General features: G+C 40.9%; 11 protein-coding genes. 3 read left to right on the top strand and 8 right to left on the bottom strand.

Features of this window, described 5'->3' with window-relative positions; all coding sequences use genetic code 11:
- Window positions 1-20: 20 nt before the first annotated feature.
- On the top strand, window positions 21-3,464 hold the full coding sequence (gene mfd / locus HKX39_RS02540) for a transcription-repair coupling factor (protein ID WP_171679729.1): 3,444 nt from the start codon (window positions 21-23) through the stop codon (window positions 3,462-3,464).
- A 5-nt stretch (window positions 3,465-3,469) separates the two neighbouring features.
- Here the strand turns inward: mfd and HKX39_RS02535 are convergent, their stop codons facing one another.
- The gene (locus HKX39_RS02535) at window positions 3,470-3,853 is read right to left on the bottom strand and encodes a type II toxin-antitoxin system VapC family toxin (protein ID WP_246225973.1); all 384 of its coding nucleotides are present in this window, start codon (window positions 3,851-3,853) and stop codon (window positions 3,470-3,472) included.
- Between the two features lie 8 nt (window positions 3,854-3,861).
- On the bottom strand, window positions 3,862-4,167 hold the full coding sequence (locus tag HKX39_RS02530; RefSeq protein ID WP_246225971.1) for an antitoxin: 306 nt from the start codon (window positions 4,165-4,167) through the stop codon (window positions 3,862-3,864).
- A gap of 128 nt (window positions 4,168-4,295) precedes the next feature.
- On the opposite strand from HKX39_RS02530, the gene serB reads away from it, so the two are divergent.
- Together serB and HKX39_RS02520 are read left to right on the top strand one after the other, a co-directional pair.
- A complete protein-coding gene (serB, locus tag HKX39_RS02525) occupies window positions 4,296-5,156 on the top strand; it encodes a phosphoserine phosphatase SerB (protein ID WP_171679727.1) in 861 nt (286 codons plus the stop codon).
- 57 nt (window positions 5,157-5,213) lie between these two features.
- A complete protein-coding gene (locus HKX39_RS02520) occupies window positions 5,214-6,389 on the top strand; it encodes a benzoate/H(+) symporter BenE family transporter (RefSeq protein WP_171679726.1) in 1,176 nt (391 codons plus the stop codon).
- A gap of 19 nt (window positions 6,390-6,408) precedes the next feature.
- On the opposite strand, the gene HKX39_RS02515 is transcribed toward HKX39_RS02520, so the two are convergent.
- From HKX39_RS02515 to HKX39_RS02490, 6 genes are read right to left on the bottom strand one after another with little or no spacing between them, the layout of a single operon-like run.
- Complete coding sequence (locus HKX39_RS02515) at window positions 6,409-6,921, bottom strand: DUF2818 family protein (protein ID WP_171679725.1); 513 nt, start codon at window positions 6,919-6,921, stop codon at window positions 6,409-6,411.
- Window positions 6,922-6,935: 14 nt separating this feature from the next.
- Window positions 6,936-8,420, bottom strand: a complete 1,485-nt coding sequence (gene nuoN, locus HKX39_RS02510; protein ID WP_171679724.1) for an NADH-quinone oxidoreductase subunit NuoN — start codon at window positions 8,418-8,420, stop codon at window positions 6,936-6,938.
- 14 nt (window positions 8,421-8,434) lie between these two features.
- Window positions 8,435-9,916 (bottom strand): NADH-quinone oxidoreductase subunit M, encoded by a 1,482-nt coding sequence (locus HKX39_RS02505; protein ID WP_171679723.1) that lies wholly within the window; start codon window positions 9,914-9,916, stop codon window positions 8,435-8,437.
- Between the two features lie 10 nt (window positions 9,917-9,926).
- The gene (gene nuoL, locus HKX39_RS02500) at window positions 9,927-11,936 is read right to left on the bottom strand and encodes an NADH-quinone oxidoreductase subunit L (RefSeq protein WP_171679722.1); all 2,010 of its coding nucleotides are present in this window, start codon (window positions 11,934-11,936) and stop codon (window positions 9,927-9,929) included.
- A gap of 11 nt (window positions 11,937-11,947) precedes the next feature.
- Entirely contained in the window at window positions 11,948-12,274 is a 327-nt protein-coding gene (gene nuoK, locus HKX39_RS02495) for an NADH-quinone oxidoreductase subunit NuoK (protein WP_171679721.1), read from the bottom strand.
- Window positions 12,274-12,891 carry an NADH-quinone oxidoreductase subunit J gene (locus HKX39_RS02490; protein WP_171679720.1) on the bottom strand — a complete coding sequence of 206 codons (618 nt, stop codon included), beginning with the start codon at window positions 12,889-12,891 and terminating at the stop codon, window positions 12,274-12,276. The genes nuoK and HKX39_RS02490 overlap by 1 nt, the downstream gene beginning before the upstream one ends.
- Between the last annotated feature and the right edge of the window lies 1 nt (window position 12,892).

The raw sequence follows: 12,892 nt of genomic DNA, 5'->3' as shown, positions 1-12,892 counted from the left end.
TTTACTCACTATTCGTTGTCATGAAGAGCTTAATTCAGTTACCTGCTAGTGCATTAAAAGTTGGTCAAAAATTCTCTATTGCTAAACCACATGGTTCTGGTGATGCGCTATGGTTAACAGAATTGGCTTTACAAGAGAAAAAATGCATCGTCCTATTTTGTGCTGATCCATTAGAGGCACAACGCTTAACGGAAGAGATGCGTCTTTTCAATAAGGCACTACGTATCAATCAGTTTCCTGATTGGGAAACCTTACCTTATGATACGTTTTCTCCTCATCAAGACCTAATTTCCGAACGATTACAAACACTCAATCAACTCCGACATAATGAAGTTGATATTTTAGTGATTCCTGTAACGACAGCACTTTACCGTCTTGCCCCTCCCTCATTTTTAGCCGCCTTTACCTTCTCTTTTAAAAAAGGTGCGCGTTTAAATGAACAAGCACTCAAAGAACAGTTAGTGCTTGCTAACTACAACCATGTTAGCCAAGTCACTGCATCCGGTGAATTTAGCATTCGTGGTAGCATTATTGATATTTTCCCAATGGGGTCTGCTCTACCTTATCGTCTTGATTTAATGGATGATGAGATTGACTCTATCCGCTCTTTTGATGTCGATACCCAACGTAGTATTTATCCTGTTAATGAAATCAATTTATTGCCTGGGCGTGAATTTCCCATGGATGCCGAGTCACGACAACAATTCCGTGCACGTTTTCGTGAAATATTTGAGGGAGACCCTTCGCGTGCCTTACCTTACAAAGACGTGGGTAATGGCATTAACTTTGCAGGAATTGAATATTACTTACCCTTATTCTTTGAAAAAACAGCCACAATTTTCGATTACTTACCTCAGAACAGTATTAGTTTTACTATTGGTGATATTGATAAAACAATCACTGACTTTAGCGAGGACACTCAAAATCGTTACCGTTTTTTAAATAGTGACCGTGAGCGCCCTATTCTGGCACCCACCCATCTATTTCTTTCGAGTGAGCAATTTTTTCACTCTCTGAAAAACTTCCCTCGTTTAGCCTTTGACACTAAAACAGTTAGCGAAACCATTGCTCAACCACCTAATGTCTCCGTCTTACGTCGACACGAAGATCCTTTTCAACATTTAAAAAAACTAATTGATAGCGATACATGGCAAGTACTCCTTTGTGCTGATTCTGCAGGTCGTCGAGAAACTTTGCTACAACTACTACAAGAAAATCAATTACGTCCCTCCATGGTAATGGATTCTGTAAATGATTTTCTACAGGAACCTCAGTCCTTTGCGATGGCTGTTGCTCCCTTGCAAAAGGGTTTTAGCTTACTTGATAAAAATATCATTATCCTTACCGAAAATGACCTCTATCCAGAAAGTGCCGGGCAAGTCCGCCGCCGTCGCCAACAAGAAAAACATAGTGATGTTGATGCCATGGTGCGAGACCTTTCTGAACTACAAGAAGGTGATCCTATTGTGCATGTTCAACATGGGATTGGTCGCTATAAAGGTCTTACCCATATGGAAATCAATGGCGACCTCGTGGAAATGTTACAGATTGACTATGCCGGTGAAAGTAAGCTTTATGTTCCTGTCTCACAATTACACGTTATCTCTCGTTATTCAGGTACTGACCCTGACACTGCTCCTTTGCACAAACTAGGCTCAGGACAATGGGAAAAAGCGCGTAAAAAAGCGGCTAAACAAGTGCGAGATACTGCGGCAGAGCTTTTGCATATCTATGCTCAACGCGCTTTACGACAAGGCTTTAGCTTTAATTTACCTTTACAAGATTATGAGCAATTTGTTGAAGGCTTTGGTTTTGAGGAGACTGCTGACCAAGCACAAGCGATTAATGCCGTTATCCATGATATGACAAGCGATAAACCGATGGATCGCCTCGTCTGTGGTGATGTGGGTTTTGGTAAAACCGAAGTTGCTCTGCGTGCTGCTTTCCTATGCATTGCCAATGGACAACAAGTCGTGATGCTCTGCCCGACCACATTGTTAGCGGAGCAACATGCGCAAACCTTTAGTAATCGTTTTGCTGATTGGCCCGTCAAAATTGCTGAACTATCGCGTTTTCGCTCTAGCAAAGAAGTTGCAGCAACCCTGCAAGGTTTAGCTGACGGTACTGTCGACATGGTAATTGGCACACACAAAGTCTTGTCAAAAGAAGTCAATTTTAAACGCTTAGGTTTAGTCATTATCGATGAGGAGCATCGCTTTGGTGTACGTCAGAAAGAAGCCCTCAAAGCTCTACGCTCTGAAGTCGATATTCTGACCCTAACTGCCACGCCTATCCCGCGTACACTCAGTATGTCTTTAGAAGGGATTCGCGATTTTTCAGTCATTGCCACGGCACCACAAAAACGCTTAGCAATTAAAACCTTTGTACGACGTGAAGACAATAGCACCATTCGTGAGGCTGTATTACGTGAATTAAAACGTGGGGGACAAGTTTATTTTTTACATAATGAAGTTGATACCATTTATAACCGTAAGGCACGTCTTGAAGAGCTTATTCCGGAAGCACGTATCGGTGTCGCCCATGGTCAAATGAATGAGCGAGAACTAGAAGCGGTGATGAAAGATTTCTATCACCAGCGTTGTAATATTCTACTCTGTACCACGATTATTGAAACAGGTATTGATGTACCGAGTGCCAATACTATCATTATGCACCGTGCCGATAAATTAGGATTGGCACAGCTTCATCAATTACGTGGCCGCGTTGGTCGCTCACACCATCAAGCTTATGCCTATCTCCTAACCCCCGGTGATGATGCCATTAGTTCGCAAGCTAAAAAGCGTCTGGATGCCATTCAGTCCATGGAGGAATTAGGTTCTGGTTTTTATCTTGCCATGCATGACTTAGAAATCCGAGGTACAGGTGAGGTCCTTGGGGATCAACAATCCGGCAATATTCAAGAAGTCGGTTTTACCCTCTATGCGGATATGCTTAATCGTGCTGTAAAAGCCTTGAAAGAAGGTAAAGAACCTGATTTAGAATCCCCTTTTGATTTAAGTACAGAAGTTAATTTACATACGTCTGCGCTATTACCCAATGAGTATTGCCCTGATATCAATATGCGTTTATCCATTTATAAACGCCTCTCACATGCTGAAGATGAAAGTACCTTATGGGAAATTCAAGAGGAACTCACCGATCGCTTTGGTAAACTGCCTGAACCTGCCTTAATGCTCATGATGACTCATCGTCTACGTCTGATGGCACAAAAAATTGGTTTACTTAAAATTGATATTAGTGAAGAGAGTGCATTACTCGTCTTTAATGCCAGTGACAATAAAATTGACCCTGTGACAATTATTGAATTGATTCAACAACATCGTCATATCCGTTTGCAAGGTCCCGATAAGTTACGTATTGAATTAAAAAATATGCCTGATATTGCTCAACGTATTGATAGCATTCGTCAATTGATTAAAACCTTGTCTGGGGGACAATTGTAAGGCAATCATTCACTTATCCAATCAGCCACTTCAAGATTGGGGACACGTAAAAACTCCTTTGTGTTATGCGTTAATAAAATTAACCGTCGTGACAATGCTTGCGCTGCAATTTGAATATCGTAAGCCCCTATGGGTGTCCCCTGATTATATAAAAATGCTTTTATTGTCCCTGCTATCCTTGCATCTTCTGCTGTAAAAGGCAGTTTTTCAAAAGGTAATAACTCAAGTTTTGCTAAATTTTCTTCTTTACGCTGACTACGTTCAGCCCCATATTGCATTTCGAACAATACAATAGTTGAGAGTCCAAAATCACTTGGGGTATACATTCGCATTTTTGCTAAAAGACTAGTATTTCTCTTCATTAATGCGATTAATACGTTAGTATCCATCAAGAATTTCATTCTAAATCCCCCCAATTTCTTTCCTGAGGAACTACTTGTTGCTTCATTTCATTAACACTTCGAATCCAACTTTCATCTATTGTTCCTAATTCATCTAACCAATCCCAACCATCTATCACAGGTTCTATAATGAGCTTATTACCTTGTTGCTCAATGCGTACTGTCTTACTATTCAAGCGAAACGCCTTGGGCAAGCGAATAGCTTGTGAATTTCCTGTCCAAAATACTTTAGCAACCGTCATAGAAAACACCTCGTATATATTATTTATATATACGTTATCAGATTTCAGCTGTTTTGACAAAATAATCTCCTTTTCCCACAGTCTCTTTTGTATAATTTCCCTCTATCCTAAAAGAACTTTTTTGTAAAAGATAGATAACAAAATATAGGTAGGATAAACTTGTCCTATTATTTTCCTTCGAGTCCATTATGTCAAACTACGCCAGTATCGTTTTACAAGCACCTAGCTTAAACCTTTCTCTACTCGAACAAGCCGCAGCTTTAGCGAATGCCAATCAACTGATTTTATTAGGTGCTCATAGTGGCTTATTAAACGATATTGATAGCGATACGGTAAAAGAAATTCAACAATGGGCACAGCATAATCGTGCTGATTTTGCTTATTTCCCTCAAGGTCTTCAGGACTGGAAAAATATGAAAGTCTTAGCCATGGATATGGACTCCACGCTTATCAATATTGAATGTATTGATGAAATTGCTGCCATTGCTGGTCGCAAAGAACAAGTATCTGCCATTACTGAAGCTGCCATGCGTGGTGAAATCACCGACTTTTCAGAAAGTCTCCGCCGTCGTGTTGCCATGTTAGAAGGCGTACCAGCTACAGCGCTTGAGCAAGTCTATACAGAAAAACTTCGTTTAAATCCGGGTGCAGAACATTTAATTAAAAAAGCCCATGAAGCAGGTATTAAAACCCTCTTAGTTTCGGGTGGTTTTACTTTCTTTACGAATAGACTGAAAGAACGATTGGGTCTTTATGAAACACATGCGAATACACTAGAAATCGACAATCAAGGTTATCTAACAGGACGTGTCTTGGGGTCTATTGTCGATGCTCAAGCCAAAGCAAATTATCTACAAGCACTAGCTGCCAAAGTTGGAGCAGATACGTCTCAATGTATCGCTATGGGTGATGGTTCTAATGATTTGCTTATGATGCAACATGCCCATTATTCCGTCGCTTATCGTGCCAAACCAATCGTCCAAGAAAAGGCTGCCTATAGCATTAATCATAGCGGTTTAGATGCTGTACTAAATTGGTTTAATCCCTAATTAAATCTCTTTCTAAAATACTCTACAATCCTTCTTTTATCCCCGAAGGATGTACTTATGGTCAAAGATATCTCAATCACCGCGGTGCTTGCAGGTATTTTAGCTGCCATCATTGCTTATTGTGGCCCTTTATTAATTATCTTTCAGGTCGCTCAACTTGCTGATATATCCAATGACACCTTGATGAGCTGGGTTTGGGGAACTTCTTTTGGCATAGGTATAACTACCTTATTTCTGAGCTGTAAATTCAAAATCCCTATCATGACGGGCTGGAGTGTACCCGGCACCGTACTCCTACTTAGTCTATTCCCTTCTTTTAGTGTCGGAGAAATGGTGAGTGGCTATATGATTGCCAGTATCGGGATTATTCTTGTAGGGTTGTCTGGTCAATTCGATAGACTAATGGCTTGGATTCCACAAGGTGTCGCTGGTGGTATGCTAGCAGGCTTACTCTTTCAATTCGGTGCCTCTGCTTTTAAAACTATTAGCGTCTCGCCAACACTTTTTATCTTAATGCTTAGCACCTACCTTTTAGGTAAGCGATTTGTCCCTCGCTACCATATTCTCATGGTATTTATTGTTGGTATCCTCTATGTTTTGCTCACAGGTCAATTACAAACCGATAAATTTGAATTGCGTTGGGTAACACCACAACTCATTATGCCGGAGTTTACGCTTAATAGTTTATTAAGCTTTGCCCTCCCTCTACTGCTGGTAAGTCTTAGCGGTCAATACCTACCCGGAATGGCCATTTTACGCCTTGATGGTTTTCATCAGGCCAAATCACGTCCAATCATGTTAGTGACGGGTGCAACTTCTGCTCTAACTGCCTTAACAGGAGCTGTTCAAATTGTACAAGGTGCCGTGAGTGCTGCTATTGCAACAGGCAAAGATTGTCATCCTAATCCTGATAAGCGTTATATTGCTGGTATTAGTAATGGTCTAACGTATATGTTGGGAGCATTTGGTGCAAGCACCATTGTAACGCTTTTCACTGTTTTCCCAAGTGCACTCGTCGCTATTTTAGCTGGACTTGCGCTACTCAGTACCATTTATAGCAATATTACTATAGCCATTGAGGATAAGGAGAATCGTGAAGCCGCCTTACTGACCTTTATCATTACCGCATCAGGTATGACTTGGTTGGGTTTTGCCTCGGCATTTTGGGGGATTGTGATTGGAATGGGTGCTGCACTATTATTTAACCCTAAACTACGCATTAAGTTTAACTAAACCGCAACACCACAACACTTTATTCTTCTAAACGACTTTTAGGTAAATGAGGATGACGCATCAGATGACGCCATGTAAAGCCGGGAAATACTAATACAAGAAAGATACAAATACTAATGGCATAGAATTGCCAACTTTGCACAAAACGATTGGCATAATACGATTCGATAAAGAAGCCAACTGCCACTACAAAACACGCAAAAACAGCTAATTCAAGTAAGTGAATACCCATATTTTTATAAGCAACGGTTTTACCATAAATAAAACCAGGAACAGCAAGCAATAAAATAAAGGCTACACCACCAAATGCCTTTGCACTCATCGACAGGCCGACATCTGTTAATAGATAAAATGCCGTACCTAAAAAGCAATATGACAATAAAGCACGTCCAAGGTAATAGCCCATAAATTTATCAGGCTCACCCTTGAGTTTTACGGGTGCCAAAACAAACATCCGTTCAGTGAGAAACGGTAAATTAGCACAAACAACAGCCAATACGATAATCAACCAAACGGATGTCTCTGGATACATAATTCTTCTTTACATTATTGAGCGAATTTTAACGATGCATCAATCACTTGAACACATAACGCTAATAAACCACCCGGTAAGATACCTAATAATAAAATCAATAAACCATTTACAGATAATACACCACTACGGAAGCTTAATTGGTTACCGATAACAGGGGCATTGACTGCAGGCTCATCAAAGTACATTGTTTTTACCACTCGTAAGTAGTAGAAAGCACCAATAAGTGAGAACAATACAGCTACAATCGTCAATACCACATGACCTGCTGCTAAAGCCGCCTGCAATACAACTAATTTAGCATAGAAACCCACTAATGGTGGAATACCTGCCAATGAGAACATAAGGATAAGAATCGCAAATGCTAACAATGGATGGCGCTTATTTAGCCCTGCTAAATCACTGATTTCTTCGCTCTCAAAACCTTGACGGCTAAGGATTAGTACCACACCAAATGCGACTAACGTCGTTAATACATAAGTCACCATGTAGAATAACGAAGCACCATAAGCACCACTTGCAAGCTTACCGTCCGTCACTCCTGACAATAGACCTAATAAAACAAAACCCACATGCGAAATCGTCGAATAAGCCAACATACGTTTAAAGTTAGTTTGCATAATCGCCGTGAGGTTACCAATCGCTAATGATAATACAGCTAAAATCACTAACATCGGTTGCCAGCTAATAGCCACTGCATTCATCGCCTCTACTAATAAACGTAATGTCATCGCAAATGCAGCCAATTTAGGTGCTGACGCAATCGTTAATGTCACTGCTGTTGGCGCACCTTGGTAAACGTCAGGAATCCACATATGGAATGGTACCGCACCTAATTTAAAGGCGATACCTGCCACCACGAATACCACACCCAATACAAAGGCCATTTGTTCAAATTTACCGCTTTGTAATACAGCTGCGACACCTGCTAGGCTAACTTCACCTGTTGCACCATAAACCATAGAAATACCGTACAACATAAAGCCTGAAGCCAATGAACCTAGCACATAATATTTCATCGCAGACTCAATACTACCAAGATGATCACGACGAACCGCCACCAAAGCGTATAAAGCTAATGACATTAACTCTAAACCCAAGTAAATGGTCAGCATGTTTGTGGCTGAAATCATCACCATTTGACCTAATAAAGCAAACAGGCTTAGGGCGTAGTATTCACCGCCTTTTACCATTTGACGCTCAACTAAGTATTGACGGCTATAAATTAATGTTGCTAATACCGCTAAGTATGAACATGCTTTTAAAAGGTGAGCAAGAGGATCTGCTGTAAACTGTCCGTAGAAGGTTGTACCAACAACACCTGTATTCCATTGGAATAAAGTAATCACAGTCACAACGACTAAAGACAATAAAGAAAGCGAGTAGCTCACTGCACTATCTTTTGACTTAGCAAATGCCTCTACAAGTAAAATACCGGTCGCTAAAATACAAAGAACAATTTCCGGTAATGCGAGTACAAAATTAAATTGATTATCCATTATTGTCCCAGACCTTACAGTTTAGATTGAGCAACATGCTCAAGTAAGTTTTGTACAGAAACGTGAATAACATCTGTAAATGCTTGTGGATACACACCCATAAACAGTGTAAATACCGCCAATGTTGCTAATACCGCAAACTCACGTTTACTAATATCATCCATTTGCTTCACTTCTGGGTTAGTAATATTACCAAAGGCAACACGCTTAACCATCCATAGCGAGTAAGAAGCACCTAGAATTAATGCTGTCGCAGTCAATAAACCAATCCAGAAATTGTATTCCACTGCACCCAGAATAACGTAGAACTCACCTACGAAACCACTCGTTGCTGGTAAGCCACTATTTGCCATTGAGAACAATACAAAGAAAGTCACAAACTTAGGCATAACATTGATGACACCGCCATAATCAGCAATACGACGCGAGTGTAAACGATCATAAAGCACACCGATACACATAAACATTGCACCCGATACAAAACCGTGTGAAATCATTTGAATAATCGCACCTTCAACACCAGCTGTATTGAACATGAAAAAGCCTAATGTCACAAAAGCCATATGCGCTACTGATGAATAAGCCACCAGTTTTTTCATATCCTCTTGAACGATTGCCACTAAACCAATGTAAATCACTGCAATTAATGATAAAGCAATCATTAAACCAGCCATACTTTGTGAAGCATCTGGGGCAATCGGTAGCGAGAAACGTAAGAAACCGTATGCACCAAGCTTTAACATAATAGCAGCCAACACAATCGAACCACCTGTTGGTGCTTCAACGTGAGCATCAGGCAACCATGTATGTACTGGCCACATAGGTACTTTCACCGCAAATGCCGCAAACAAGGCAAAGAAAATCAATAATTGCGGTGTCATGGCTAATGGTAATTGTTGCCATGTAGCAATATCAAATGTACCTGTCTTTGTATAGAGGTAGATAAACGCAATTAATGTGAGCAATGAACCTAACAATGTGTATAGGAAGAACTTAAAAGCAGCATATACACGATTTGGTCCGCCCCATACACCAATAATGATGTACATAGGAATTAAGGTTGCCTCAAAGAATACATAGAAAAGCAAACCATCTAATGCCACAAATACACCGACCATTAATCCAGAAAGGATTAAAAAGGCTGCCATATATTGTGCCACTCGTGTCGTGATGACTTCCCAACCTGCAACAACAACAATCACTGTTACAAAGGCAGTCAAAATGACAAACCATACGCTAATGCCATCAACGCCTAAATGATAAGCCACATTAAATGCGTCAATCCATGCGGCTTTCTCAACAAACTGCATCTCTGCCGTTGTCGAATCAAAACCTGCAATAATAGGCAATGTCACTAAAAAGCTCACAATTGCACCCATCAATGCCATTTTACGTGTATATTCCGCTCGCTCATCACGACCAAAAATTAGCACGAGAATACCGGCAATAATCGGTACAAAAATCGATAAGGAAAGCCAAGGAAGATTAGATGTCATTTCGCCGCCCTTAACCTAATACAAAGAAAGAAATTAATACGATTAAACCCACAATCATTGCAAATGCATAATGATAGATGTGACCTGATTGGAACACGCGGCTAAGCGCAGCTACCAAGCCTACTAATCGGGTTGAACCACCAATAAAGATACCTTCGATAATGCCTTTATCACCAACATTCCAGAAGAACTTACCTAAAGCACGACCACCGCGAGCAAACACATTTTCGTAAATCCAATCCACGAAGTATTTATTCTCAAGAACGCGGTTTACACCCGATAATGCTTTATAAATCTTCGGTGGTAATGCTGGATTAACAACATAACCATACCAAGCGACGACTAAACCAGCCACCATCAACCAGAATGGTAAGGTTGAGAAAGCATGAACGCCATAAGCAACCCAACCATGGAAGTGCTCAGCCAATGTTGCCATTGCTGGACTATTTGGACCGATAAAGATGGTATTAGCAAAGTAACCTTTGAACAATAACGCATCCACTGCCCACGCACCTACGGCAATAGAAGGAATCGCTAATAACACTAATGGTAATGTCACTACCCATGGAGACTCATGCGGTGTACCACCATGATGATGGTCATCATGAGCATGATCATCGTGACCATGTGCATGAGCTGTCGTATCAAAACGCTCTTTACCATGGAATACCAAGAAGTACACACGGAATGAGTATAGCGATGTCACAAATACACCAATTAGCGTCGCATAGTAGGCAAAACTAGATCCCCATACAGTTGAATAATGTGCAGCCTCAATCACGTGCTCTTTTGAGTAGAAACCCGAGAAGAACGGTGTACCTACAAGTGATAAAGTCCCAATCAAGAACGTAATCCACGTGATTGGCATATACTTACGTAAACCACCCATATTACGGATATCTTGGTCATGGTGCATACCGATAATCACCGAACCCGCACCTAAGAACAACAAGGCTTTAAAGAACGCATGCGTCATTAAGTGGAATACGGCCACAGAGTAAGCCGATGCACCCAATGCAACCGTCATATAACCTAATTGCGATAAGGTCGAGTACGCTACAACACGTTTAATATCGTTTTGGATAAGACCTAAGATACCTAAGAATAAGGCACCAATCGCACCCACCACAATAATGAGCGATAAAGCACTTGGTGCTAACTCATATAAGGGAGAGAAACGTGATACCATAAAGATACCCGCAGTCACCATCGTCGCTGCGTGAATTAAGGCTGAAATCGGTGTAGGACCTTCCATTGAATCAGGTAACCATGCATGTAAAGGCACTTGCGCTGATTTACCCATAGCACCCACGAATAAGCAGATACATGCCAAAGTCAACATATGCCAATCACCTAATACGATGATTTGATTTAACTCTGCTGATTTAGCAAAAATATCGTCATATTTCATTGAGCCAGAGAAGGCAAATAATAAACCGATACCTAAAATGAAGCCAAAGTCACCCACACGGTTAACCAAAAACGCCTTCATATTGGCAAAAATCGCTGTGTCCTTGGTATACCAGAAGCCAATTAATAGGTAAGAGACTAAGCCTACCGCTTCCCAACCGAAGAACAATAAGAGCATATTATTGCCCATCACTAACATCAGCATTGAGAAGGTAAACAATGAGATGTAAGCAAAGAAGCGTTGGTAACCCGGGTCATCCACCATATAGCCTATAGTGTAGATATGTACCATCAACGATACAGAAGTCACAACGACCATCATCAATGCACTAAGAGGATCAATGAGGAAACCAATATCAATGGCGATTTTACCGATAATACTCCACGTATAGAGATTACCATTAAAGTAAGCGTCATTAACAACAACGTTGTAGAGAACGTAAGCGGAGGCTAATGCAGAAAAGGCTACTAAAGCAATCGTCACCATATGTGAACCTCGACGGCTCACAAAATTGCCTAAAAAGCCCGTACCAAATAGACCCGCCAAAATTGCACCTAGCAACGGCGCTAAGGCAATGCACGCTAAGAGAACGGGAGAAAATGTTGTCATAATATTTCCCCTTAGCCTTTGAGACGAGCCACGTCGTCAACGTTAATAGAGTTAATCTTACGGAATAACAATACAAGAATCGCTAAACCAATCGCTGCTTCCGCTGCCGCTACTGTAAGAATAAAGAATACAAAAATCTGACCTGCTGTATCTGGCAAACCATTTGCTGCTGGATGCCATACTGAGAAAGCCACAAAATTCATATTTACCGCTAACAACATCAACTCAATAGACATCAATAAGCTAATGATATTACGACGGTTAAAAAAGATACCAAATACTCCTAGCGCAAATAATATTGCGCCAAGAATGAGGTAATGCGCTAGTGTGATTTCCATTATTGCTCACCCCCTTCTTGTTTAGGAGTTTCCTTTTCTGATGTTAAATTCACTAAACGAACACGGTCTTTTGCGTTTACGTAGAGTTGATCGCTCGCCAAGACATATTTACGATTTTTACGTTCACGTAATGTTAAGGCAATCGCAGAAATCATACCTACCAACAAAATCAATGCACCCACTTGGATAGCAAAAGAATACTCTGTATACATCGCAATGCCTAAAGCAAGTGTATTGTTATAGTCTGCTGGTAAAGCTGCTGGTGCTGGCGTATCTAAGTAAGCTGAGCCTAATACAAAGGCTACCTCTGCTACCATTAGGCCACCCACGACAAGTCCGACTGGCAAGAATGTACGGAAGCCACTACGTAATGATTCTGGTACAACATCAATCATCATCACCACGAACAGGAACAGCACCATCACCGCACCAACGTATACAACAATTAAAAGCAAGCCTAAGAACTCTGCACCAATCAGAATCCAAAGCATCGCTGCCGTAAAAAACCCTAAAATAAGGTGTAAGACAGCTACTACTGGATGACGAGCTAAAACAACTCGCACACCTGAGTAGAGCAATACCGCCGCTAAGATATAGAATAGAATGCTAGAAAACATA

This window comes from Pelistega suis (genome assembly GCF_013133795.1).
GTDB lineage: Bacteria > Pseudomonadota > Gammaproteobacteria > Burkholderiales > Burkholderiaceae_B > Taylorella > Taylorella suis.
Note: the sequence above shows the minus strand (reverse complement) of the source record. Positions and strands in the feature narration are given on the sequence as shown.